The following is a 24,371-nucleotide window of genomic DNA, read 5'->3' as shown; positions in this document are numbered from 1 at the left end:
ATGAGGACGAGCTCTTCGGCCGTTGTTCGTTGCTGTCAGTATGCGGCTGCCAGGTGCAAGCTTATAATGAAAAATGTTGTTCCAGAGGAACGATAAGGCCGCTTTGGGCGGACAAATAGGCCGCCAATATAATTGCAACAGGCTTCGCTCCCTCTTCCCCGTTCATCAAGGACTCGCGATCCTGCTCGATGGCATCGATCAAGTCGAGATACTGCAGCAAATGAGTGTCCCCAACCGCGTGGACCGGGTTGGAGGAAGACGGGCTCGGGGAGACGCCGCTGGAGGCCGGCTGCTGCTGCTGCGAAGGATCACCGGACGTCTCCTGGCCTCGGATATGCAGGGTGACGATCTTGTTATTCTCCAGAATAAGCGTGCCGGCGCTGCCGAATAGCTCAATGCGGGTTTGCAGTCCGGGATAGCAGCCGGTAGAAGCAAAGAGTGTACCGATGCCCCCGTGCTTGTACTGCAAGGTCAGAGCCGCCACATCCTCGACCTCAATTCTTTCGTGCGACGCGGTCCGGTGCCGGGCAAACACGCTTTCCACCGGCCCCGCCAAATATTGCAGCAAATCTACCGTATGAATGCCTTGATTCATCAATGCGCCGCCGCCGTCCCATTCCCAAGTACCTCTCCAAGCGCTGCTGTCGTAATACTCCTCGGTCCGGTACCAGTTCACCGCCGCGTTGGCTGCGGCGATCGTGCCGAGCCTGCCACTGTCAACCAGCTCCTTGGCTCGAACGATATCGCTCTGAAAACGGTTCTGGGAGATGACGGTCAGCTTCACCTTGTTTCTCCGGCACGTCTCTAACATCGCCTGGCCCGCTCCCAGCGTATATCCATGGGCTTCTCCGTTATGATATGCTTGCCCGCTTCCGCGCAGGCGATCGTCTGGGCTCCGTGAAGCCCGCTCGGCGTGCAGATGACGACGATATGAATATCGGGACGCTTCAGCATCTCGTCTAACTCGCTGTACGCTTCGCAGCCAAATTCGTCCGCAAAGCGGTCGGCGCTCTCCCGGGTGCTGCCGCACACGGCAACCAGCCGCGCCTTATCAAGCCTGCGGATAACGTTGGCATGCTCCCTGGCGATCATGCCCGAGCCTACAATTGCGATCCCGAACCGATGTGGATCCATCCTCATTCCTCTTCTCTTTTCCAGTAGGATATCTCTTACTCTCTCTATCTATCTCTTTGTAAAAACGTTATGACAACTATTTAAAAAAGAGGCGATTCCCTTCCTCCAGGAACTGGGCATCGCTTCATGTACAGTCTGAATATCTTTTTGTCATAACGTTTTAATTAAGTACAAAATATCACTTTGCTCTACATCTGTCAATGCTTCATGCCGTTAATGCTGGCTGTTAATGCTGGCCGTGCTGCAGCTGAGACGGAGCCAGCTGAAAGACGGATTTGAAGCATTTGTTGAAATAGCTTTTGTTATCATAGCCCAGCTGATAAGAAATCTCTTCAACCGTCTTATTCGTCGTCTCAAGCCATTCCTTTGCCTTCTCCATTTTGACCCGGGTCACGTAGGTGATGAAGCTCTCCTGCGTCTCCTTTTTATACAGCCGGCTAAAGTAGGCGGGATTCAAATGAAGCAGCTCCGCAACCTCCTCCAGCGAAATCTTTTTATCGAGGTGCGTCTGCACATACTTTTGCGCCTTCACAATCTCCAGACGTCTGGACCGCTTGGACATATCCGAAATGGAGGCCAGCAGCGACTTCCAATAAGAAGCCAGCCATGCTTCAAGGTCATCAATGGATTCAGCGGAGAAGACCGCCTGGTGCAGCAGCTCTCGCGATAACGGGAAATCGAAATATTGGGCTGACGATCTGACCTTCATATACTGATCCATAACTAATCGCAGAATAAAGCTTTTCAGCTCTTCCGGATGGAACCGGCGCTCCCTGAACAAGCGGAACCACTCGGCAATCGCCGGCGCAAGCGGTTCCTGCGCTTCGTGGATCAGCAGCTTTTCCAACGCATCGTTCATTTCAGCGTAGTATTGGAACAGGCCCTCCGACGCGAACGGCGTCTTCAGCTGTCCGATACTTGTGATGCTGGCAGCAGGCAGATAAAAGCGCTGGTCCGCTCCGTCCATCATTTCATGAACATCTTTCTTTAATTCCTTAATGGTCCATGCAATACTGCTTTCCCGTAATGAAACCGACATCGATATGAACGTACTGCCGCAGTGCCGACTGGATGTCTCTGAGCCATGTATACGCATGCTCCGCCCCGCCGGCTGCGCTTCGTCCTCCCTGCCTGCCGGGCTCGGAAAACAGCAGCATCAGCTCCTGTCCTCCCAGATGGAAGCAGGCGGCGTCTTGATGCGCGTGCAGTATTTCTTCAATGACATTGGTCATCAAATATGTTAACAGCTCTTCGGACTGAAGGCGTTTGAGCTGTTTATCGTGCTCATTCAGGTAGCAAACAACCGGAAAATACGACGTCCTGGAGAAATTAACCCCGAACTTCTCAAATTCGGCCTGCCACTGCAGCTCGTTAAATATCGGCGATATCAATAACCGGCTGACCAGCTTCTCCTTCAGCACACCTTCATTTTGCCGGAACGAATGGATCAGCCGTTCGTTTTTCTCCGTCTCCGAACGATCCTCTTCCAGTTGAATCACCAGCTTCTCCAGAATCTCGGTAATCTCCTCGATCTCCATAGACTCCTTGAGCACGTAGTCCTGCACATTCAGTTTGACGGCCTGCCGGGTATACTGGAACTCATCATGGCACGACAAAATGACGGTACGCAGGCCGGCGTTAAGCTGCTTCAGCTGCTGAATGAGCTCGATTCCGTCCATGCCCGGCATGCCGATATCGGTAATCAATAAATCGGGCATGTCTTCCTGTGCCATACCCAGCGCCGCCAGCCCGTCCTCCGCATAACCGATGCATTGCAGGTTCAGCCGTTCCCAAGGAACCTCCTGCATTAAAAATTCAATGACCGGGTAGTCATCGTCTGCGAGCAGTACCTTGTACATGCTACATCTCCCCCCTTGCTGCCGCCAGCGGAAGCCGGACCACAATCTCCGTGCCCTGATTGATATCGCTGCGAATATCCAAACGGAAGGAAGAACCATAAATCAGCTGCAGCCGGTCATGCACATTCGACAGCCCGATGCCGCTGATCTTGCTCTTCTCGTGATGCTGCTCTTCCCGGCTAAACGACGTTTTCAGATCATCTATTGTGGCTTCCTCCATACCGGCCCCATCGTCCTTAACCGCAATGAAAAGCCACTTCTCGGACTTCCAAATCGATAAGGTAATATGCCCGTACTTCTGCTTCAGTCCATGAATGAACGCATTCTCGATAAACGGCTGAATCGTAAATCTCGGAATCTCCTCCATCAGCGCATTGGATGCAACCGACTCTTCGTATTGGATCTTCTGATTGTGCCTTACATTCATTAGTTTAACATAGTGCCTTACCGTTTCCACTTCCACATGCACCGGTAAAAACTCGTTGTTCCGGTTAATCGTCATTCTGAGCAGCTTCGACAGCGAGGAGATAATATCCGCGCTCTCCCGGTCCCCCGCATCCGAATCCGGATTCGGATCGAATTGAGCAGGTTAAACAGAAAATGCGGATTAATCTGGGCCTGCAGCAGCTCCAGCTCCACCTTGCGCTTGCGTGTCTGCTCCTCGGTAATCTGTTCGATCATCCCCTCGATACGGTCAAGCATCTGATCGAATACTTGTCCCAGCCGTCCGATCTCATCCGCGCCCCGAATATCCGCTCTGACATTCAGATTGCCCAGCTTGACAACCGAGGCCACCCTTGCCAAGACGACAAGCGGCTTCATAATACGGCTAATAATCCAAAATAAGAAAATAATAAAGAGCAGTAAAAAGACAATCTGCACCCAATAGTCGTTCCGGCGTATATTCTGGATGCGCTCGATCGCATTCTGATAGGAAACGAGACTGATTAACTGCCAGTCGGCGAACGGCAGGTTTTGATTCAGCACAATATATTCTTCGTTATCCAGCAGCAGGTTTTTGGTTTGCAGCTGATCCATCGTATCGAAATACGGCAGCCGGCTGCCGATCTGCTGCTTGTCCGTAGTAGAGAGCACCGTACCGGTGTCATCCACAAGGGTCATTTTCTGGTGCGGCTCGTATTTGTTAAAAAAATCGCTGACCATCTGCTCTTCCGCGCTCAGCACGATATAGCCGTATGGCTTGGCGTTGCCCGATTTCAGCGTCCGCGCCATCGTAATCATATACGGGCTGGCTTGGGTCCTGGATTGGATATAATTCGGATGAGTCCCCACCCAGTAAATATCATACTCGGTCAAGCGGTCCAATTGGGAGAACCAGGCTTGGGAGCGAAATTGCAGCGGATTAAATTCCGAGCCGTTGTAATTGGTGAAATAAGCTCCGTTAGGCAGCAGCACCGATATATAGATATGATTCTTGGAGAACACGAGGGTCTCCAGCTTGCTCGTCACCTGCTTGCCGTCAAGTGACCAGCAAGGCCGGGTCCAGGGGCTCCTGTCCCAGCTTTTTCATAACGGTCGTCATTTCATTATCGAATTGAATATTGTTGGTCATATAAATCATCGTATTGATCAGTTCCGTCACATATAAATTCGCGACATCCAACGATTCCTTCGCGTTCATGGCCGCCTGCTCGCGCAGGACATCGCGCGTGAAGTAGTTGGATACTTGAACGGCAATGAACGGCGGAGCGATGAGGCAGGCGACGACGGACAGCATAATTTTTTGACGCAACGATAATTTCGCCAATCTTTCGAATATGCGCATTCCATTCGATCCCTTCTTGCCTGAAACATAGCAACCGTGAAGAGACATATCCTCTTCACGGTCTTGGCCGGTGCTTTATTTATTAATATTAACGACATCGGTGACGGCTTTTTCCGCATTCTTAATCGTCGTGTCCAGATCCTGCTTGTCCAGCAAATATTTCTCCACCTCGGAGACGTACCGTTTGGAAGCATCGTTAATATAAGTAGGAGGAGCGACGATCTTCACCGGCTTGGAGAGGCTCAGTGTATATTCCAAGGAAGCCCGGTCGACCATTTCCGGATTTTTCCCGGTTTTGATCATCCCGTCAATCATAGCATTCAAATCGGCTTTATTCCAGGACGAGAGCGAGTTCCCTGCAGCCAGAATCCCTTTGGTCGTAAACCATTTGGTAAATTCATAGGCTTCTTTCTGATGCTTCGATTTGGCAGCCACACCGATATAGTCCACGTTCCCCAGCGTTGGGCCGTTCGGATCGTCCTTGCTGTATTTCGGGTATGGAGCAAATACAGATACGAACTTCGCCGGGACGGTATCCGTGCCCGCCGCTTCGGTAATCATCCAGCTGCCTGTTGGTATCATAGCCGCTTTATTTCCAAAATATTCATTCCGGTACGTCAGCTTCTGCGAGATAACGTCGGCATAAGAGTGCGCCGTCTTATCCTCGTTCTGCACCTGGTGCGCGATTTGCAGCGACTTCCGGATGCGGTCGTTATTAATGTTGACCTTCCCGTCCGGCGACACGAGGGAATTGTCCTCCGGATTATTAATCTGCGCCAGCGTAATGTACTGATTCCAATTGTGGAAGTACGTGCCGTATTCCTTGGACGGTCCATCGCCCTTCGTCAGCTTTTTGGCGTAATCCATAAACTCATCCCAGGTCCATTCTTTCGGTACGGGAAGTCCGGCTTCATCAAGCTTTTGCTTGTTCAGCATAACGAACCAGCTCAGCAATCGGCCCGGCAGCGCATAATATTTGCCTTCAATCTGGGTAGAAGCCTTAAACTCCTCGTCATAGTTGATGCCGTCAGCCTTCATGAAATCATCCAAAGGCGCCAGCATCCCCGCGCTTACACGCTGTGCATAGCCGGTCGAATCATTCAGCATCACGACGTCCATATCCTGGCCGGAGGCCGCCGCCAAGTCCAGCTTATTCATCGCTTCGTGCGCGTCGTCCTTCGTCGAAAGAATATTTACATCCACTTTAATATTCGGATAATCTTTATAAAATTCCGGCAAAATTTTGTTCCAATGCATAGTCTCTTCGGACAACCAGGTGTATAACTTCAAATTAACCTGGCCTCCGTCTGCAGAGCCTGTCCCTGCACTTGCCTCCCCTTCGGGCTTATTGCCGCAGCCGGCTAATAAGGAAACCATCATGGCGCTGGACAGCAGGATAGCGCTTGTTTTTCTCATTGTACAACTTCCCCCTTAAAAAATATATCGTTCTTGCATTTATTATAGCCGAGCCCAAATAGGCGGCATAAGCAACAATTTTAACCTCATGGTAAAAATTTTTACGACTATCTACCCTTTCACCCCGCCTGCGGAGATTCCTTCGATGACATGCTTTTGGCCCAGAACGAATACGACGAGCAGAGGCAGAATCGCCGAAACGGCGCCGGCCATAACCAGCGAATAGAATTGGCCGTTCTCATTGCCGAACGATTGAATCCCCAGCTGCAAGGTAAACAAATGCTTCGAATTCAGGAAGATTAACGGATTTTGATAATCGTTCCAGGTCCATATGAACCTCAAGATCGCGTACGTTGCTACCATCGGCCTGAACCAAGGGCAGCATGACGGAAGTGAAGATGCGGACATGTCCGGCTCCGTCCATGCGCGCGGATTCCATGAATTCATTGTTAATGCTCAGGAAAGCCTGGCGGAGCAAAAAGGTGCCTAACACGCTGAAGCTGTTCAGCAGAATGAGCCCCGTCAACGTATCGTAGAGCCCCAGCATCCGGTAAATAATGAATTGCGGCACCAGAATCGCTTGATGCGGAATCATATAAACGACCAGCAGGATAAGGAAGATCGCTTCCCTGCCTTTAAATTGAACCTTGGTGAAGCCATAGGCCGCCAGGCAGGAGACCAGCACCGACAGGGCGGTCGTGATGACCGATACCACAATCGAGTTGCCGTAGTATCGGGCGAACGGCGTCTCGACCCACACTTGAGTATAGTTCTGAATCGCGTTCCAATGCTTCGGAATCCACTCGATCGGGAAGTTGAAGACGTCCGTCTCCTGCTTGAGCGATGCGGAGATCATCCAGAAGAAAGGGAACAGGAAGAATAAACCGATAACGATCATGACCAGCGTGCTTGCGGATTTCTTGATACTAAGCTGCATTCGGCGAACCCCCTTAATAATTGACCCATTTTTTCTGAGCCAAAAATTGAATCAACGTGATGACCAGCACGCAAAGCAAAAGAATGACGGATACGGCGGAGGCGAAGCCCGTCTTCAAATTGACGAACGCCTGCTGATACAAGTAAAACACCATCATGGTAGTGGAATCGGACTGGTCCCCGCCGGTCAGTACGACGATGATATCGAACACCTTGAACGAACCGATGACCCCGGTTACGAGCAAAAAGAACGTCGTCGGAGACAGCATGGGAACTGTGATTTTGAAAAACTTGACGAACGGGGACGCGCCGTCGATATCGGCGGCCTCGAACAGGTCGCTCGGAATGCTCTGCAATCCGGCCAAGTAAATGATTAAATTGTAGCCAATGCCTGTCCAGACCGTAATCGCCATCATGGTATAGAGGGCAAAGTGAGGATCTGCCAGCCACTTGGGAAGATTCACGACGCCTAGCGCTTTCAAGGTTTCATTCACCGGACCGTACTCCGGATGGAACAGCACCTGGCAGACAATCGCGACCGCTACGATGCTTGAGATATAAGGCATGAAATAAACGACTTTAAACAAGTCTTTCCAATATACATGCTTATTGATAATGACCGCCAGAAGAATGGCACAGATCATCGTCACCGGCACGACAAGAATGAAAATAAAGTTGTTGCCCAGCGCCTTTAGAAACACGGGATCATGGAACAGCAGCATATAATTTTTCAAGCCGGTAAATTTGATGCCGTCCAATCCTTGAACGAGACTCCAGCTCGTAAAGCTCAATGCGATCGAAATAATAATCGGTATAAGCGTCAGCACCAGCATTCCGATAGCTAACGGAGCTATAAACAAGTAGCCGGTCAGCGTTTCGGCAGCGTTGCTTTTCTTCATTGTGTCCCGCCTCCTTTTTTCCATTTTTTAGTTGTATTCCAGTTTCCTGCTAGGTTTGAGAGTGAAGTAAAGCCCTCCTGTAGGGCCAGGAAGGCTTTACGGAGAATAATTAAACCGTTGGCGGATAGCACAGCACGATCTGCAATGCCTGCTCCCCTTCGCGAATCCATTTCATATCAGACAGAGCGGCCGGCAGGAAGAAGGTACTACCCTGCTTCACTGCCACCGCGCCGGATTCCCATACTAAACGGCCTGTTCCCTGAATGACGATGGCGATAGCGAAGTGCCCCGTTAAGAGCGGGACGGTATTCCGCTTCCACCGTCAGTCGGTTCATCGAAAACCGGTCGGTGTCCGTTTCTTGAATGAGCGCTGTCAGGCTGCCGCCGGGCGTTTCATCCAGCAGACGGGGCTGGATATGCCATCTGCTCCTGATCTGCTCCAGCGAGTACGTGTCGTAATGAAAGCATTCCAGCATCGTCTCGAACCCGAGACCTTGATGGCAGGCTTGATCCGGTACGGCGTTTCCCTTGGGCGTCGTCCGTTCGGTCCGCAGGGTGTAATCGGTGGGCTCCTGAATTTCAATGAGGAAGCAGCCGCTTCCGATCGCATGAGGCACCCCGCCCTCCACAAGAAAAACATCGCCCTCCCGCACCGGAATCCGATGCAGCGCGTCGATCATCCCGGGGATGTCCTGCCGCTCGAACAGCTCCTTCCACTTCTTCGGCGTGACCCCCGGCTTGAAGCCGAACAATACATACGGCTCCTCTCCGTCAACGGTTCTTCCGCCGAGCACATACCAGGCTTCGGTTTTGCCGAAGCGCGACCGGAACCGGGTTTCGGCAAAGTGCGGGTCCGGGTGCACTTGAATGGTCAGCCGCTCGCTGGAATCGAGCAGCTTGACCAGCACCGCCGTTGCCGAGCCGAACCGCTCGATATGAGCTTTGCCGAAAAACGCTTCGGGCTCCGATTCGATCACTTCCTGCAATGTCGCCGCCGTGCCGTCCGGCAGCTGAATTCGGCTGAGCCCTTCCTGCACATGCTCGCGTCCGACGTTCGTGGCCTTTACGACCGAAGCGACCCATTCCTCCGGAAAGCTGCTGTCCTCCGGCTGCACGCTGCCCTGCCATTCGTCAATCAGCCTGCCGCCGGAGTAGGTGCGCCAGACCCGGTTCGGCAGCAGCGCGAGCGGCTGCCTGGCTAAATACCCGTAGGATGTGTTAGACATCGTTATCCCCTCCATGCCAGCTTATAGATGGCAACGTCCTTGGCCGGAACCGCTGCGGCAAACACCGCTCGTCCCTGCTCCTGCCGAACCTCCAGCGCCGGGCTGCCGCTGCTGCTGCCGGTTAAACTGACCGCGGATTGTACCGCCGCTCCGATACCGCTCAATTCCACTTCCGCTGCAATCGCATCGTCCGTATAGTTGAACACGAACAGCAGCAGACCGTCGTCCCCTTTCAGGGTGCACAGCTTCAGCCGCGAATCGCTGACTTTATGGAGAGCCAGTCCATATTGCGCATCCAGCTGGCGGACCCATTCCAACACTTCGGCATTCGGCTTCTTATGATAGCCGTACCACAGCATGGTCGAGATATACAGAACGCGGCCTTGGCCGATCGGCGAACACAATACGCCCGGATAGCCGTCGGCAAAGCTTCCCAGCACCTCGACCTTCGGCTTTTCAATACTGAGCAGCTTGCGCTCGAAATAGCCCGGCAGGCTTAAGCTTCCTCCCTCTGCTGCGTTCAGGGCAATGTCCAGCTGAAGCGGATCGATATCGATGAAGCGGAAGCCCAGCTCCGCGTTCAGCTCCCCGCCGGGCAGCTGTTCGTTGAGCAGGCTGTCCTCCCGGATCTCGCCGAATTTGCCGTCCGCAATCACGGTGCCCCCGTTCTCGGCGAATTGACGGATGGCTGCAGCCATCTCCGGCCCCATCGTCAGCTGGTTGGTCAAGAACAGCGTCTGGAATGCGCTTGCCCTGCCCTGCTTCACATCCTCAGGCGTAATAAACTTCACCGGAATGTTAAGCTCCCACAAGCATTCGTACAAGCCTGCAATCGAATTGATGTAAATATTCGTTTCATCCGGCACCGTTAAGGTGAACGCCTTCGTAAAATCGTGCGTCAGCTTGTCGTACACAATAGCCGCACGCGGCTGCTCGGGCCCGTAGGCCGTGAAGGCCTCGCGGTTCTCCTCGAGAATTCTGCCGATTTCCGCTGCCGCATGCGCTCTCGGCGTCAAGCCTCCGTTCGGATCGACCAGCCCCCGGCCCGCTGTTTGAATCCCTTTGATGAAAGGGTCCCATTTCCAGTAAATAAGCCCCTTCGCGCCGTGGGAAATCGCCTCCCAGTTCCACCATTTAAGCTCATGTGGATAGACGAAGCTGTTCGGCTTGAACATATTGCGGTGATGGCTTTGCAGCTCGGAGACCCAGAAGCGTCCGGTCTTCGTGGCCGAATGAACCCCGACGAACGTCTCCCACCGTTTGTAGTGCGGCTGCCCCTCGAGCGTTTCCTTCGGATAGAAGGAGATGCCGTATTCATCCACATTGTCGGCGATGTTCCAGTCATCATGCGGTCTGGTATAGAAATTATCCGTTGCGATCATCGAATTGATATTATCAGCAATGGCCGGGCGGTCCGGATCGACCGCTTGGACATATCCCTTCCATTCCTTCATAATCATGCCCATGTTCGCTTTGCGGAACTGCTCCCAATCGACGAATGGCATTACGCTGGCCCACAGCCAATACGTGAATTCGATCTGATGCCAGCCGGCATACGTCCGGTCCCATACTTCGTTCAGCCGCTCAATCGTTCCATATTTCTCCTCCAGCCATGTGCGGAACAGCTGCAGCGTATAGCGGTCGTAAGAAGTAAACATCGTTTCATTTAAAATGTCGTATCCGTACAACGATGCATAACCCTTGTAGGCTTGCGCGGCGGCTGTATAATGCTGCTTGACCAGCTGCTTGACCTCGGGATGATTATAGTTCAAATAATCGAAAATAATTTTATCGTTATCCACCGTGCCGTTGGCTTTCTTCGCGTAAAACTCCTCTTTCATCACAAAATCCGGCGCATATTCCAACGCGGTAATCTGCCCGGCCAGCTCCATAATAACCTTCATCCCGATCTGCTCGGCATGCTTGAGAATCTCGATTCCCGTTTGAAAAGGGTAATTAGCGTTCGCTTTGTTCTCCCACCAGAACTGGGCCGGCCAAATAACAACGAAATTCATTCCGCATTGCTTCATCTCATTGAGCTTGTTCTTAATCACTTCCAGCGAAAATTCCCGCTGCACCTTGAGAACCGCTCCGTACGGAAAAGCTGTGTTCATCCTAATGATCTCCTTATGCATGATTTAATGAGTCCGATTTACTAGTTATTATAATGAAGCGGCGTGGAAGCCATAAGTAAGGAACATGACCACTTTAAAAAAATTTATACTTTTGGCCTGAAGCTGCCTAGCAGCACTTCTATGATGGCCTTTCATGGATGTTCGGTCGTGTTCAACAGCCGGTTTCATCTCCGATAGAACATGCCTGTATGAAAAAAAGACCGCCTCCCGTTCTTGCACCGGACTGCGGCCGTAGTAAGTCATTATAGATCGTTTATTCAGGCTGCCGGACGGCAGCGGGCTTTATTGGCTTTATAGACTTACTGACTTACTGACTTACAAACTTGCAGGCTTACACAGGCTGCAGACTTACAGGCCTTACATCCGGGTCAGGAGCCATGCACTGCCTTCTTCCCGCTGTGCACCGCGATCAAGCGATCCATCTGCTCGTTCCATGCCTCATCGATAATGCAGCGTTCCGGATGGGCCTCGAACCATTCGACCGATCTTTTGACGCCTTGCACAAACGGAATGACAGCCGTGAAATCAGGCACGAACCGCTTGATTTTGGTGTTGTCGAACACGACGCTGACGGCCTTGTCTCCAAGCAAACCGCCCTCCTCGTCCGGATACAGCGAGACGATATCGTCGGACGCAATGTGCACCAGCTCCGGCTCCACGCCGGCGGCGCTGCCAATCGCCCGGTAAATCTGGTCCCAGGTTAACACTTCATCCGAAGTGATATGGAATGCATGGCCCAGCGTCTGAGGGTTCCCCAGCAGTCCGATGAAGCCCTTGGCAAAATCGGTATTGTGCGTCATCGTCCAGAGAGACGTTCCGTCCCCATGCACGACGATAGGCTTGCCTGCGCGCATCCGCTCCACAATCGACCACGGCTTGCTCCAGCTGTTCAAAGCCGCAGGGATCATCGTGTTCCCGTAAGTAAGCGATGGGCGGACAATCGTCACCGGGAAGCCCGATTCCCTGTAGGCTTCGAGCAGTTGCTGCTCGCATGCGATTTTATTACGGGAATACTGCCAGTACGGATTGGCGAGCGGCGTAGACTCCGTAATCATATAATGCGTCGGAGGCTTCTGGTAAGCGGACGCCGAGCTGATAAATACATACTGGTCCGTTTTATCCCGGAACAGCTCGATATCCCGCTGAATTTGCTCTTCCGTAAAGACGATCCAGTTTACGACCGCATCGAACCGATGCCCCTTCAAAGCCTGCTGAACCGCTGCCGTATCCCCGATATCGGCTTTGATTACCCGAGCCCCTTCCGGCACGAAGGCTTCCCGCTGTCCCCGGTTTAACAGGTACAGCTCAATCCCTCTGTCGACGGCCAGCTGTGAAACGGCGGTGCTGATAAGCCCGGTTCCGCCTATGAATAAAACTTTCATTCTGCCACTCCTCCCTTAATAAACCATCTCCTGCCTAAACGTACTAAGGTTTCGCCCAAAGATCCATACGGTATATATATGATTTTGTTTAAAATTGTACGAACATAAGCAGGCAGCCCGTCGCTACCGGCAGGCTGCTGTTCTGAAAAGCTATCGTTGTTATCTCCTCCTTGCTATTCCTTGAGCTTATAGCTGACGAAGGCCAGCTGCTTGCTGTCAGGAGACCAGGAATTGACATTGATCGTACCCTGTCCTCCGAATAGGCGAACCAGCGTGCGGAACTCGCCGCCCAACGCAGGCATCAGCCGAAGCTCCACATGCTTGTTCGGCGGGTGCTCGCCCGGCGCGACGTCGTCCTTGCGGTAAGCGATAAAAGCAATGCTCTCCCCATCCGGGGAAACATGGGGGAACCAGTTATTGCTTTCGTCAAACGTCATTTGCGTCGGCTCACTGCCATCCGCATTCATGCGCCATACCTGCATCAGCCCGGTACGCACCGAGTTGAACCAGATATGCCTGCCGTCCGGTGAATACTCGGGGCCGTCGTCCAGGCCGGCCGTATCGGTCAGCTGCGTCTCCACTCCGCCGGTTACCGGGATCGTGTAAATGTCGTACTGGCCGTTGCGCTCGGCGCAGTAGGACAGCGTGCTGCCGTCCGGCGACCAGCCGTGGAGATAGCTCGGCGCCATCGGCGTAATCAGGACAGGCTCGCCGCCCTGGAGCGGGAGTATGTAAATGCGGGACTGGCCGTCCTCGCGGGTTTGATGGCTGACTGCGATGCGGGTGTTGTCTGGAGACAGCACATGGTCGTTATTGCACTGCACCGCATAGCCGGAATCGATAAGCGTGCTTTCTCCCGAAGCGATGTCGAACGAATATATGCGGCCGAGACTGTTGTAAATGAGCCGCTTCCCGTCGTTCGTCCAGTTCGGCGCTTCGATCAAGTAATCGAACGCAGCGAGCGCGATGCGTTCGCCGGTCTGCACGTCCACGGTTTCCAGCGTGCTGACGACATTGCGTCCCGTCATTTTACGGGGTTCCTTTAACGTATTCATCGGTTTCTCCTCTCGAACGTTCATTCGTTATCTATCCGCAGGATTGATTGGAGTCTCGCAGCCTATGCCGTTCCGCTTCCATAAGTCAGCGAAGCCACGGAGTGACCGTAATATTGTCGATGTATACCCGCAGCGGCAGGTTCAGTAAATAGACGATAATGCCGGCAATATCGCCCGCCTGCAGCATCGTCTCCCTGTCTTCGGCCGAAATGGGATGCTTCTTATGATCCCATATCGTCGTATCGACCGCTCCCGGGCTTACCGAGGTGATCCGGACGCCGGAGCGCCGGTTTTCTTCCATGATCGATTCGGTCAAAGCGCGGGCTCCGTATTTCGAAGCGCTGTACAGGCTGTTCTCCTTGCCGCTCCGAAAAGCGGCCGTGGACAGGATATTAATGATGTACCCGGATTGCTTCTCCGTCATATAAGGAAAGACTTCGCGGCACATCAGATACGTTCCCGTCAAATTGATATCGATCATGTTCTTCCACTCGTTCACATCCGTATCCTGAAGAGCCTGCTTCTCCCGCATGCTGACGCCGGCAGAATTAATCAAGTAATCGATCGTCCCGTACTGCGATACCATCTGCTGCACAGCCTGCCGGACTTCGCTTTCCTCCCGCACGTCGGCTTGTATTCCCGTTACGTTGTGCTTGTACAGCGTGTTCACCGACTCGATCGCCGCCTGCAAATGCTGCGCATTCCGCGACATAATTCCGACGAGCGCCCCTTCTTCCAGCAGGCTGTGCATGACAGCCAAGCCAATCCCCTGGCTTCCGCCTGTTATTAAAGCCGTTTTTCCGCGAATCATCAGGCCGACCTCTCCCTCTGTATCCGATTTAACCCAAGCAGTACTGCACAGAGCTGCGAAGAAGTCCGATCATATCGGGATGAAGCAGGCCTTCTTTGTTATGCGCCGGCGTCAGGCAGCACACCCTTCCTTGACCGAACTCATGCGACCAGCCGCCAATTGAGGAGCCGTCTACCGATTCCGATCTCAGGAACACGCTTGTGTCCGCCTCGTCGCAGTGAACGAAATAATGCTCATCCAAAATATCAAATGCCGTCTGCGCCGCAGGCTCAGCCGGATGATGCCCCGTATAATGAACGATTTGATGCTTCGAAGGATGATGCTCGAAATAGCCTCTCAGCATCCGGATCAAGGCCGAATCCACGGGATAAGAAGCCAGGCCCGAATGCCAGGCAAGAAAGCTTCCGCCTTCTTCCACATACCGGGAAATGGCCTCCGATACTTCATCGGTTAACCAGGTGCGGACCACCGCCTCCCGCGGATTTACCCGGTCTTCCTTAAACAGAATGACCGCAGCGGGCTTCGTTGGCAAAAGCTCCAGCAGTTTTTCCGCCGAGGTGTACTCCAAGCGGCAGGTACCGTACGCTGCGAGCGGCCCCACAGCTTCATTCAAAGACTCCCGAATCGAGGCTTCGGCATGGTAATCGTCGCCTACAATCGCATAAATCGTTTTCATCCTGGTCACGCTCCTCTTTATCTTTAGGTCCATGGCATATGGCAGGAAGTCCAGAACATCTCCGCTTCAGCGGCAAAGCCCGGAGACGGGAGCGGAATGCTCTTTCACCGCCATTTGACCCGCTCCGCCGCATGCCCGCCGGACTTTTTTTTTAAATCGGCATCGGTTCTCCCTTGTAGTTAATAAAAAAGTGCTCCGGCGCGATCTCTTTTTTGTTCTCAACAATATCGATAATTCCGCGCGCGCTTTCCACCGGATCGCCTGGCGCTTTCTCTCCGCCCATGTCCGTCTTAATCCAGCCCGGATGCAGGGCATACACGCGGATGCCGCGTGGCAGCAAATATTTTCTCAGCTGCTTGGAGAACATGTTGATAGCCGCCTTCGACAGCGCGTAGGCGTAATCCCCGCCATAAGCATTGGACAGGCTTCCCGCTTCCGAGGAAATATTGATGACCGCCGAGTTCCCTCCCTCCGCGATCAAAGGCAGCAGATGCTTCATCACCCGCATCGGCCCGAACAGGTTAATGTCGAAGCTTACGGAGACATCCTCCATCGGCTGCTCCTCGAGCTTCACGCCCCTGCCGAGCAGAACGGCCGCGTTATTAATAACAACGTCTACCGTTTGCCCGCTGCCGCGCAGCTTCTCCGCCAGCCGTTCCGCCGTCTCCTCCCGCGCTACGTCCAGCTCCACAGGCACGATCTGACCGGGGTACCTGCCCATCAGCTCCTGCAGCTTTCCTTCGGCTTGGCCCGAGCGGATGCCGGCTATAACGGTGTGGCCTCTCTGTGCGGCTTCCGCCGTCAGCTGATAGCCAAGGCCGCGGTTTGCTCCTGTAATAACGATATTCAAGCGTGCTCCTCCTCCTTCGGCATGACGGGCGTGTCCAACGGCTTGCCAAGCTCCTGCAGGCCCAAGGTAACCCCCAGCTTCGCGATCGTATCAAAATAGCTGTATCTTCCGCTGCCATATTCGCCCTTATGAATGAGCGGATACCCTTGACTTTCCATAAAATCGATATGCTGTTCAAAGCCGGGGACATTGAACGTTATAAAATGCACCCCTTGCGCATGCTGCCGCCTGAACTCATTCCAAGGGCTCTCCTCGTCGCAGGCTTCAAGCAGCTCCACTGTCACCGCTCCGAGCTGCATATTGGCCAGCTTGACCCGGCCCGGGACGAACTTGCCCCGGTACCACGTATAGCTGCTGTCCGTATGCTTCGGCTCGCGGGTCAAGTCAGGAACCCGGATGACCGGCATGTCCATGCCGAACAATTCGGCATAGTGTCTGGCGGCTGCTTCGATGTCCTCGACAACGATGCCGATCTTGACCAGATTGCGATTTTCGATATGCTCCATATCAGACATGCCTCCTTCGCTCAGGTGGGAATTATTTCTTGTCGTTTTCCAGCAGCTCGACAATGACCTTCAAAGGCTCGAAGGTATCGATATAAGCGTAGCGGCCGCCCGTATATTCCCCTTTTTGAACCAGCGGCATCTGATTGCGCTCAAGCTTCATAACGGTCTCTTTCATGCCTTGAATGCGGAAAGCGATATGATGCGGCCCTTCGCCGTGCTCATCCAAATATTCGCGCCATGTGCTCGGATGCTCATCCGGCTCGATCAGCTCCAGCTGCAGCGATCCCATGTTGAAGAAGGCCAGCTTCGCTCTCGCCTCCGAGCGCTCGCCTCTATATTCCGTCTGAGCTTCGTCAACGGCCGCCGTGATCGAACCAGCCCGGGTTCGGAATGCCGAAGAAATCGGCGTAAGCCTGAGACGTTTTCTCGATATCGTTCACCAAAATCCCGATTTGTGCGATCACATTCGTATTCAACAATTGTTCCATGTTCCTGTTCTCCTTCTGCGCCTGCGGACGCTCTGAATTGTAGGTTGAATAGATAGATAATGAAAGAAATCAGCCTTTTACCGAGCCGAGCAGCATGCCTTTGTTAAAATATTTTTGCAGGAACGGGTAGACGACGAGCAGCGGAATCGCAGTGAATACGACAGCCGCCATCCTTACAGCCGGGCTGAATTCCAGGCCCTCGACGACCGCTCCCATATTCTCGCTCGGCTGGATCAGCATCTGCCGGAGAAAGACCTGCAGCGGCATTTTCTCTGCAGACGTCAGGTAAAGGATCGAGCTGAAGTACGAATTCCAATACTCCACGGTATAAAACAGCGTGAAAGTCGCCAATACCGGCATGGAAAGCGGTAACACAATTTTGAGCAGCAGCCTGAGCTCGGAGCATCCGTCGATTCTGGCGGACTCTTCAATTTCCGAAGGGAAATTTTGGAACGAGCTGCGTATAATAATCAGATTAAAGGGAGCTATCGCCCCTGTCAAGAACAAGGACCAATACGAATCGAGCAGGTTCAATCCTCTGACCAGCAGGTACAGCGGAATAATGCCGCCGCTGAACAGCATCGTGAACAAGACCATGAAGTTGAGCACTCTGCGCCCCTTGAGCCAGGTTTTGGATAAACCGTACGCCATCAAGGTCGTCACGGTCATACTGATCGCCGTACCGAATATGGCAATGATCACCGAGTTCTGGAACGAGGTCATAAAGTTCTGATTCTTCATTAAATACGCATAGGCATTCGTGGTCCATACCTTCGGGATAAGGAAGAAACCGCGCGTCAATATTTCCTGCTTGGTTGCAAACGATGCGAAGACGACATACAGAAAAGGAATCAAAATGATGAGTAAGATGAGCACCAGCAGCGTGTACACGATTGTCTGGTACAGCGGGTCTCTTCCCCGGAAATCATGCGCTTTCATCCTAGTACACCCCTTCCTCTCCGAGCTTCTTGGCGATACGGTTGACCAGCAGGATCAAGGTTAAGCCGACGACGGATTTGAACAGCCCTACGGTCGTCGTGTAGCTGAAGTCCCCTTGAATAATCCCCATCCGGTACACATACGTATCGAACACGTCAGACAGCTGCAGGTTCGTCGGATTCTGCATCAGAAGAATGTGCTCGAAGCTCGAATCCATCAAATAGCCGACCCGGAGAATAAACAGAATGACAATCGTCGTCCGCAGCCCCGGCAAAGTAATGTGCCACATCTGCCTCCAGCGGCTCGCGCCGTCGACCACCGCCGCTTCATACAGCGTCGGATCGATGGAGGCGAGCGCCGCGAAGAAGATAACCGCGCTCCAGCCCGCTTCCTTCCAAATACTTTGCGAGACGTAAAGAAACCGGAAATAATCGCTGTCGGTCAGCAGTTCGATCGGGGCAAACCCGTAATTGACCAGCAGCTTGTTAACGCCGCCCTCCTGTACCGAGAACAAAAGGATCGTGAGACTGACGACGATAACCCAGGAAAGAAAGTGGGGGACGTACACGACCGTCTGCACGAATTTACGGAACAGCGCATGCCTGGCTTCATTCAGCAGCAGGGCCAGCACAATCGGCGCAGGAAAAAACAGCAGCAGATTCATGCAGCTCAGCATCAAGGTGTTGCCCAGCAGCCGCAGGAAATCTTGTTCCGCAAACAGTCTTCGAAAGTTATCCAGACCGACCCAATCACTCTTTAAAAATCCGTCGAAGGGGTCGAACTGCTGAAAGGCGATGACGACCCCTCCCATCGGGATATATTTGAAGATGATAAAATAAAGCAGGCCCGGCAAGATCATCAGATAGAGCGGAATTCCCCTCTTCCAAGCGCGCAGCTTTCTTTGGCGCTCCGTCAGCACATCGGCCCTTCCTTCTTTCCCAGCAAGAGTTATCGCTTTCATCTTATCCTTGTCCTTCCCTGGTCATTATGTGCAAGCGGACTGTGCAGGCTGCAGGCTGTTTAAGAGAAGGCGCAGTTGGGATGCGCCCGAGCTTGTCGAGAAAGCCTGAATGTGTGCGAGACTCCGGTGGGGTATCCTCCTCCAGCCGCTGTTGAAACCTGTGAATTGGATTAAATTTAAAGGTATTTTCACGGATTTCAAAGGCGGACGTAAACTAAGCGTTTTTCGTAGAAAAACGGGCTTCGTAAGCTTGGATACCCCACCTGCGTTGGTACGCATGGTTTACTTAGCATGACTTTCTCAACAGCCTGAGGCGCATAAGGATGCGCCCGCCGCTTATTTGGAAAGCTTATACTGCTCGTTCATTTCCTCGATCACCTTGTTGCCGCCGTCCTTCTTCCATGCTTCCACCGCCGCTTCAATCGCATCGACGGGCTTCTGTCCCATAATGATCGCTACCATCTCGCCCATCAGCTTCTGGTCGATATTGGCTCCCACCTTGGTGAACGTTTCCGAGAACAGCCCGGCTCCTTTATCCTTCACAAGATATTTCTTGTTTTCCTCGAACAAAGCTTTTACCTTCTTCGGCTTCTCCTGATCTTCCCATGGTCTGACCGTATTGAATGGATCGAACCGGTGGAAGAACCAGAAGTTAATCAGCATCGGACGGTCGCTTTCAAACGCAGGGAGCACCTCGTATTTCTCGCCTGTCTTCTTGTAATGAATTCCTTCGACTCCGTACGTAATGAGGTTGTGCCCCTCATCCGTCACCATATAATCCATCAGGGCAAGAATCCGCTCCTGCTTCTTCTTGTCGATCTTCGCATTAATGACTACCTTATTCGTAGTCGCATACGTTGTATTGCCCTGCAGCCCTGTCGGCCCTTTCGGAGGCGCCAATTGAAGCACATCGGCGGTCGGAACTACCTTCTGTAAGTTAGGGAGCCCGGTATCGTAAATGTTCGTGCCGGGAACGTCCGTAAAACCGACCTTGTTGGCTTCGAATTTAAAATCCGGGTCCTGCCCTTTATTAATCGCGAAGTCTTTATCGAGCAGCCCGTCGGCATACATTTTGCTGGTAAATGTCAGGAAGTCTTTCAGCTCCTTGGTCTGCGCCTGCCACGGAATGATGCCGCCGTTCGACTCCTTCCAGCCGTTAGCGAGGCCGAAGGCGAAGCGCAGCGGCTCCGCCCCGCGTGTAAAGCTCCGGTTATTGGCGATGGCGAAGGAATATCCCATCGTATCGTCTTTGCCGTTGCCGTCCGGATCGTTCTTCGTGAAGGCCTTCGCCACCTCGTACAATTCATCCACCGTTGTCGGCGGCTTCAGTTTCAGCTTCTCGAGCCAGTCTTTACGTACGAATAAAGTTTCGCGGTATTCCGGGCTCCAGTTCGGCAAGCCGTAGGTTTTGCCTTTCGGATTCCCGATAGCCAGCGTCTCCGCGTCCATTTCCTTGGTCAGATGCGGATATTTGCTGAGCAGCGGAGCGATATCGAGAAAAACGCCCTTGTCGCGCCATTTCAAATATTCGGTGCTGTTAATGCGGAATACGTCCGGAAACGTATTGGAAGCAGCCATAATGCCCAGCTTTTCCACATAGTTATCCGAAGGTACCCATTGAATCTTCAGATCGATATTAAGCTTCTTATTCAGTTCATCAATAACGGGATGCTTCTCTCCCCATGCTCCGCCTTCATAGGCGATCGACATCATATTAATCGTTATTTTCTCGCTTGTGTCGATCCCATTGGCGTCCGCAGTCTTGGTATCCGCGGGCTTATCTCCTGCAGCTTGGTTCGCCCCGCTGCCGGAGCACCCTGCAATAATGCCGGTGGAGAGTGCTAGTGCGACGGAAACGTTCAACCATTTAACCATTCGGCCTTCCCCCTTAATCAATTATGAAGCTTACAAATTCAGGATAAGGCATAATGAAAGCGAATACATTAATCGATCTTTCGATTTCCTAACTGATCTTACTCTTCTGGATCCCGCTGGATGGACTGGGAAATTCCGCCTCGCGCACGGCAAGTTTAGTTCCCCATTCCTATTCGCCGCTCCCCTCCCTGGACCGCGTTCTCCTCACCGGCGTCAGCTTACTAAAGCGTGAACGAGACCGTATGAACCGATCTTTCGATTTCCGATGCAATCTTATTGGATTTGCTAAGCTGACGGACGCATCGGAATGCGCAGGGAGACGACAGCGCCCCTTCCCGGAAAAGAAGTAATTCTGACGCCATAATCGCGTCCGTATTTCAAAATAAGTCTGGCATGCACGTTCGGAATGCCGAGCGAGTCCTGCCCGTCATGCGGGTCGTTCTTCGCCGAAATGCTTTCCAGCAGATCGTTGATCCGCTGCTGCTCCTGCTCCTCGATGCCCGGCCCGTTATCGGCTACCTCCAATACCAGATTCGAGCCCTCATTATACGCGCTGATAATGACTACCCCTTCCCCGCCGCGAGGCTCAATGGCGTATTTGACAGCATTCTCCACAATGGGTTGAAGAATGAATTTGACGACGCGGCAGTTCAAAAATTTCTCATGGATGAAATATTGGCTCTGAAAATGCTTGGGAAAGCGGACGTGAATGATTTCCAAATATTTGCGCAGCTGCTCCAGCTCGTCTTTGAGATAGACCTCCATTTCCGAAAAACGGGCCGTATAGCGATAGACATCCGCCAAATTGCGCGCCATCTTTTCGATGACAGGCACTTTCTCCAGATAGGCGATACTGGTAATGATGCCCAGCGTATTATACAGCAGATGCGGATTAATCTGATTCTGCAGCGCCTTGATTAACGCTTCCTTCTGCCGCAGCTCGGCCTGCATTTCCTTAAACTGCAGATTCGTATTCGTGGCCACCAGATCGTCCAGCCGCTTCACCATATGATTGAAGCTGTGGAACAGCTGCTGCAGCTCGTCCTGCCCCGGCACCAAGTCGGACTGGACGCTCAAATTGCCTTTGGCCACCTGCCTCATCAGGCCTCTCAGATTCAGGATCGGCTTCACCAGCCTGTCGGACAAGATCGGCACGACCAGAATCACGAGCAGCGTAATCATGCCGAGCACCAGCAGCATCGAAATTCTTGCCGAGCTGAGCCCCACAGCCATCTCGTTAAACTTGGCCAGCGAGACGATGCGCCAGCCCGTTTGAGGGGACAGGGAGCTTGCAAGCAGATAGTCCTCTCCCTGAAAGCTTTGCACGGAGACCTCCTGGTTCTCCGGAATCCGCAAAGCGGCAAGCGAAGTCTGCGATTTCGTCAGTCCGTTCCATTCCTCATGGGGATGGTACACGATGCGGTCATCGCCCGATAAAATAAAGAAGGATGCGGAGCTTCCCAATTGAGAGCTTTTAAAGGAAGCGTTAATTTCGGCCAAGGAAATATCCACCACAAGCGTACCGACCAAATCCAGCGTCTTCTTATCATAAATAGGCAGCAGCACCGAAATGACCGTATTGCCGTTCACCACCTCATACTTGGCTGTATGCGTCGGAAGAATTCGAATATCCGGAGAGATCGGCAGCTGAAACCAAGGCTCCTCCGACAAATGGCTTAATTTGCCGAGATACTGCGCCATGGATACGGCAGGCTTCGATTTGGAGACGAGAAACATGCCCTGAATTTCGGTATAATTCAGCGCCAAATAACTTCTGAGCTCCCGCTCTACATTCTGAATATCGGCATTCGTGTACTCAGGATTCGTCAGCCAGTCCTGAATCGTATCGTTCTGGATCAGCGAGTGGGTAGACTGCTGCAGCTGGCGGAAGTAATAATCGAGATGGTAATTCAACCGGGCGGTCGCTTCGCTGGATATATTGAAAAATTCCTTCTCGGCGGCCCGGCTGTAATAATAATTGGAGAATACGCCTACCATTAGCACCGATAGAACGCTAACGCTCAGAAATGCAAGCACCATCTTCATCTTGATCGATAATTTCCCCAAAATCATCCGCGGTTTCATAATCCGATTCTCTTTCTGTACTCGACCGGCGTGATCGTGACCAGCTGCTTAAAGATCCGGTTGAAGTAGGGCAGCGAAGTATAGCCGACCATGTCGGCAATTTCATAGATTTTCAGATCGGGCTCGTGCAGCAGCTCCTTCGCTTTCTGAATACGGACCTGATTAATATAGTTTAAGCAGGTCTGGCCTGTCGTTCTTTTGAACAAAGCGCTGAAATAAGACACGCTCAGGTGGCACATCTCCGCCAAGCGCGCCAGCGAAAAGTTTTCGTAATAATGCACATCAATATATTCGCAGACTCTTTTAATAGAAGAATGATTGGTGTCGTCGGCAAACTGCGGATACAGCAGCAGCCACGCTTCGGTTAAATCCGCGAAATATTTGCGAATGCCGGCCTCTTCATCCTCTGTCAGCGGCAGATAGGCAGCGTCGGGGGCCGCGAGCTTCAGCAGCTCATTCCATTTGGACGACAGAATAGCAAGCTGGCTTTTGCGAGCGCTCGGGGATGCCCCCTTCAGCTTCAAAATATGGGAAACCAGCGTATGTACTTCGGCGGCAAGCGACTGCCGGTTCGAATCCGGGAAGACGGTCGATAAACTGCTGAATCCGCAGCACCCCGTCATGCAGCTCAGCCATGCCCTCCAGCCGTTTCATCGATCTTCGAAAAGCTTCATGAAGCTCCGCCTCATCCACCGGCTTTAAGACATACTCGTTAATCCCGAAGCGCATGGCCTGTCTAGCGTACTGAAAATTATCGTAACCGCTTACAATAATAGTGATTATAGGGAGGTTCATTTGATGAATCTGCTCGCAAAGCCACAGACCGTTTTTACGGGGCATCATAATATCGGTAACGACAATGCTCGGCCAATGCTCCTGAATGACGTTCCATGCTTCCTCTCCATTGCCTACCTCTCCAATGACAGTAAATTGGGGCCCCAGCTTCTCGATCATTTCCGCCACAGCATCCCGGATCCACTGCTCGTCTTCCGCAATCAGCACCTTAAACAATAGCCGTCCTCCTTCTCCTGGAAAACCTGAGCACCGGAATGGCTGGAATGGCAAGCCTGCCCGGCGCTCCGCTTAAGACCACCTTATGAGCAATCTTTTGCTTACATCGTAAAGCTTTCGCGCTTAAAATGCCAGCCATTATTTTTACATTTAACGGAAAAATAAATAAGAAATTTAGGCGGCGGCTGTCGCTCTGCGGATTATCGCAAGCGTGCCTTCGGATTATTCCCCGGGCAATGAAGCGTATAACAGCGGCTAATTGGCCTCGCTGCAAAGAGTGTCGTTAAGGATTATTTTGGGTTGCTTCGGTTTCCATTACAATAATGATACAGGCTGGAGCC

General features: G+C 52.6%; 21 protein-coding genes and 4 pseudogenes. All 25 read right to left on the bottom strand.

Annotation, left to right across the window (positions count from 1 at the left end):
• Positions 1-61: 61 nt before the first annotated feature.
• Positions 62-811 (bottom strand): Gfo/Idh/MocA family protein, encoded by a 750-nt coding sequence (locus tag ACHHV8_RS07790; protein WP_395157767.1) that lies wholly within the window; start codon positions 809-811, stop codon positions 62-64.
• Entirely contained in the window at positions 805-1,134 is a 330-nt protein-coding gene (locus ACHHV8_RS07785; protein WP_395157766.1) for a Gfo/Idh/MocA family protein, read from the bottom strand. Before ACHHV8_RS07785 ends, ACHHV8_RS07790 begins: the two co-directional genes overlap by 7 nt.
• Positions 1,135-1,360: 226 nt before the next feature.
• Positions 1,361-2,104, bottom strand: coding sequence for a helix-turn-helix transcriptional regulator (locus ACHHV8_RS07780; protein ID WP_395157765.1), 744 nt, complete (start codon positions 2,102-2,104; stop codon positions 1,361-1,363).
• Positions 2,105-2,129: 25 nt separating this feature from the next.
• Positions 2,130-2,993, bottom strand: coding sequence for a response regulator (locus ACHHV8_RS07775; protein ID WP_395157764.1), 864 nt, complete (start codon positions 2,991-2,993; stop codon positions 2,130-2,132).
• A gap of 1 nt (position 2,994) precedes the next feature.
• Positions 2,995-3,716: pseudogene (locus ACHHV8_RS07770) on the bottom strand (sensor histidine kinase).
• Positions 3,690-4,031, bottom strand: a pseudogene (locus ACHHV8_RS07765) (HAMP domain-containing protein); the annotation flags it as partial. The pseudogenes ACHHV8_RS07765 and ACHHV8_RS07770, both read right to left, overlap by 27 nt.
• Positions 4,032-4,473: 442 nt before the next feature.
• Positions 4,474-4,779 carry a hypothetical protein gene (locus ACHHV8_RS07760; RefSeq protein WP_395157763.1) on the bottom strand — a complete coding sequence of 102 codons (306 nt, stop codon included), beginning with the start codon at positions 4,777-4,779 and terminating at the stop codon, positions 4,474-4,476.
• A gap of 75 nt (positions 4,780-4,854) precedes the next feature.
• Positions 4,855-6,195 (bottom strand): ABC transporter substrate-binding protein, encoded by a 1,341-nt coding sequence (locus ACHHV8_RS07755; protein ID WP_395157762.1) that lies wholly within the window; start codon positions 6,193-6,195, stop codon positions 4,855-4,857.
• Positions 6,196-6,306: 111 nt separating this feature from the next.
• Positions 6,307-7,132, bottom strand: a pseudogene (locus tag ACHHV8_RS07750) (carbohydrate ABC transporter permease).
• A 13-nt stretch (positions 7,133-7,145) separates the two neighbouring features.
• The gene (locus ACHHV8_RS07745) at positions 7,146-8,030 is read right to left on the bottom strand and encodes a carbohydrate ABC transporter permease (protein WP_395157761.1); all 885 of its coding nucleotides are present in this window, start codon (positions 8,028-8,030) and stop codon (positions 7,146-7,148) included.
• A gap of 206 nt (positions 8,031-8,236) precedes the next feature.
• On the bottom strand, positions 8,237-9,256 hold the full coding sequence (locus ACHHV8_RS07740; RefSeq protein ID WP_395157760.1) for a type I phosphomannose isomerase catalytic subunit: 1,020 nt from the start codon (positions 9,254-9,256) through the stop codon (positions 8,237-8,239).
• Between the two features lie 2 nt (positions 9,257-9,258).
• Complete coding sequence (locus tag ACHHV8_RS07735; protein ID WP_395157759.1) at positions 9,259-11,370, bottom strand: beta-galactosidase; 2,112 nt, start codon at positions 11,368-11,370, stop codon at positions 9,259-9,261.
• A 389-nt stretch (positions 11,371-11,759) separates the two neighbouring features.
• Positions 11,760-12,773 (bottom strand): SDR family oxidoreductase, encoded by a 1,014-nt coding sequence (locus tag ACHHV8_RS07730; RefSeq protein WP_395157758.1) that lies wholly within the window; start codon positions 12,771-12,773, stop codon positions 11,760-11,762.
• Positions 12,774-12,946: 173 nt separating this feature from the next.
• Complete coding sequence (locus tag ACHHV8_RS07725) at positions 12,947-13,828, bottom strand: TolB family protein (protein WP_395157757.1); 882 nt, start codon at positions 13,826-13,828, stop codon at positions 12,947-12,949.
• A gap of 85 nt (positions 13,829-13,913) precedes the next feature.
• Positions 13,914-14,639, bottom strand: coding sequence for an SDR family oxidoreductase (locus ACHHV8_RS07720; RefSeq protein WP_395157756.1), 726 nt, complete (start codon positions 14,637-14,639; stop codon positions 13,914-13,916).
• Between the two features lie 28 nt (positions 14,640-14,667).
• Complete coding sequence (locus ACHHV8_RS07715) at positions 14,668-15,315, bottom strand: ThuA domain-containing protein (RefSeq protein ID WP_395157755.1); 648 nt, start codon at positions 15,313-15,315, stop codon at positions 14,668-14,670.
• A 151-nt stretch (positions 15,316-15,466) separates the two neighbouring features.
• Positions 15,467-16,165, bottom strand: coding sequence for an SDR family oxidoreductase (locus tag ACHHV8_RS07710; protein ID WP_395157754.1), 699 nt, complete (start codon positions 16,163-16,165; stop codon positions 15,467-15,469).
• On the bottom strand, positions 16,162-16,671 hold the full coding sequence (locus tag ACHHV8_RS07705) for a VOC family protein (RefSeq protein WP_395157753.1): 510 nt from the start codon (positions 16,669-16,671) through the stop codon (positions 16,162-16,164). Before ACHHV8_RS07705 ends, ACHHV8_RS07710 begins: the two co-directional genes overlap by 4 nt.
• 31 nt (positions 16,672-16,702) lie before the next feature.
• Positions 16,703-17,159: pseudogene (locus ACHHV8_RS07700) on the bottom strand (VOC family protein).
• Positions 17,160-17,228: 69 nt separating this feature from the next.
• Positions 17,229-18,098 (bottom strand): carbohydrate ABC transporter permease, encoded by an 870-nt coding sequence (locus ACHHV8_RS07695; protein WP_395157752.1) that lies wholly within the window; start codon positions 18,096-18,098, stop codon positions 17,229-17,231.
• Position 18,099: 1 nt separating this feature from the next.
• On the bottom strand, positions 18,100-19,059 hold the full coding sequence (locus tag ACHHV8_RS07690) for an ABC transporter permease (RefSeq protein WP_395157751.1): 960 nt from the start codon (positions 19,057-19,059) through the stop codon (positions 18,100-18,102).
• Positions 19,060-19,395: 336 nt separating this feature from the next.
• Positions 19,396-20,934: an extracellular solute-binding protein gene (locus ACHHV8_RS07685; protein WP_395157750.1), complete on the bottom strand. Its 1,539-nt coding sequence runs from the start codon at positions 20,932-20,934 to the stop codon at positions 19,396-19,398.
• 285 nt (positions 20,935-21,219) lie between these two features.
• Positions 21,220-23,019: a sensor histidine kinase gene (locus ACHHV8_RS07680; protein ID WP_395157749.1), complete on the bottom strand. Its 1,800-nt coding sequence runs from the start codon at positions 23,017-23,019 to the stop codon at positions 21,220-21,222.
• Positions 23,016-23,300, bottom strand: coding sequence for a helix-turn-helix transcriptional regulator (locus ACHHV8_RS07675; protein WP_395163451.1), 285 nt, complete (start codon positions 23,298-23,300; stop codon positions 23,016-23,018). The genes ACHHV8_RS07680 and ACHHV8_RS07675 overlap by 4 nt, the downstream gene beginning before the upstream one ends.
• Positions 23,301-23,472: 172 nt before the next feature.
• Positions 23,473-24,021, bottom strand: a complete 549-nt coding sequence (locus ACHHV8_RS07670; protein WP_395163450.1) for a response regulator — start codon at positions 24,019-24,021, stop codon at positions 23,473-23,475.
• Between the last annotated feature and the right edge of the window lie 350 nt (positions 24,022-24,371).

The organism is Paenibacillus sp. TAB_01 (genome assembly GCF_043945595.1).
Classification (GTDB): domain Bacteria; phylum Bacillota; class Bacilli; order Paenibacillales; family NBRC-103111; genus Paenibacillus_S.
This window is presented reverse-complemented; position numbering and strand designations above follow the sequence as displayed.

Coding starts and splice junctions, on each gene's coding strand:
- ACHHV8_RS07730 (WP_395157758.1), bottom strand. CDS start 12,773: ATGAAAGTTTTATTCATAGGCGGAACCGGGCTTATCAGCACCGCCGTT.
- ACHHV8_RS07790 (WP_395157767.1), bottom strand. CDS start 811: ATGTTAGAGACGTGCCGGAGAAACAAGGTGAAGCTGACCGTCATCTCC.
- ACHHV8_RS07740 (WP_395157760.1), bottom strand. CDS start 9,256: ATGTCTAACACATCCTACGGGTATTTAGCCAGGCAGCCGCTCGCGCTG.
- ACHHV8_RS07755 (WP_395157762.1), bottom strand. CDS start 6,195: ATGAGAAAAACAAGCGCTATCCTGCTGTCCAGCGCCATGATGGTTTCC.
- ACHHV8_RS07735 (WP_395157759.1), bottom strand. CDS start 11,370: ATGAACACAGCTTTTCCGTACGGAGCGGTTCTCAAGGTGCAGCGGGAA.
- ACHHV8_RS07725 (WP_395157757.1), bottom strand. CDS start 13,828: ATGAATACGTTAAAGGAACCCCGTAAAATGACGGGACGCAATGTCGTC.
- ACHHV8_RS07705 (WP_395157753.1), bottom strand. CDS start 16,671: ATGGAGCATATCGAAAATCGCAATCTGGTCAAGATCGGCATCGTTGTC.
- ACHHV8_RS07715 (WP_395157755.1), bottom strand. CDS start 15,315: ATGAAAACGATTTATGCGATTGTAGGCGACGATTACCATGCCGAAGCC.
- ACHHV8_RS07695 (WP_395157752.1), bottom strand. CDS start 18,098: ATGAAAGCGCATGATTTCCGGGGAAGAGACCCGCTGTACCAGACAATC.
- ACHHV8_RS07685 (WP_395157750.1), bottom strand. CDS start 20,934: ATGGTTAAATGGTTGAACGTTTCCGTCGCACTAGCACTCTCCACCGGC.
- ACHHV8_RS07785 (WP_395157766.1), bottom strand. CDS start 1,134: ATGGATCCACATCGGTTCGGGATCGCAATTGTAGGCTCGGGCATGATC.
- ACHHV8_RS07780 (WP_395157765.1), bottom strand. CDS start 2,104: ATGATGGACGGAGCGGACCAGCGCTTTTATCTGCCTGCTGCCAGCATC.
- ACHHV8_RS07690 (WP_395157751.1), bottom strand. CDS start 19,059: ATGAAAGCGATAACTCTTGCTGGGAAAGAAGGAAGGGCCGATGTGCTG.
- ACHHV8_RS07720 (WP_395157756.1), bottom strand. CDS start 14,639: ATGATTCGCGGAAAAACGGCTTTAATAACAGGCGGAAGCCAGGGGATT.
- ACHHV8_RS07680 (WP_395157749.1), bottom strand. CDS start 23,019: ATGAAACCGCGGATGATTTTGGGGAAATTATCGATCAAGATGAAGATG.
- ACHHV8_RS07775 (WP_395157764.1), bottom strand. CDS start 2,993: ATGTACAAGGTACTGCTCGCAGACGATGACTACCCGGTCATTGAATTT.
- ACHHV8_RS07745 (WP_395157761.1), bottom strand. CDS start 8,030: ATGAAGAAAAGCAACGCTGCCGAAACGCTGACCGGCTACTTGTTTATA.
- ACHHV8_RS07760 (WP_395157763.1), bottom strand. CDS start 4,779: ATGCGCATATTCGAAAGATTGGCGAAATTATCGTTGCGTCAAAAAATT.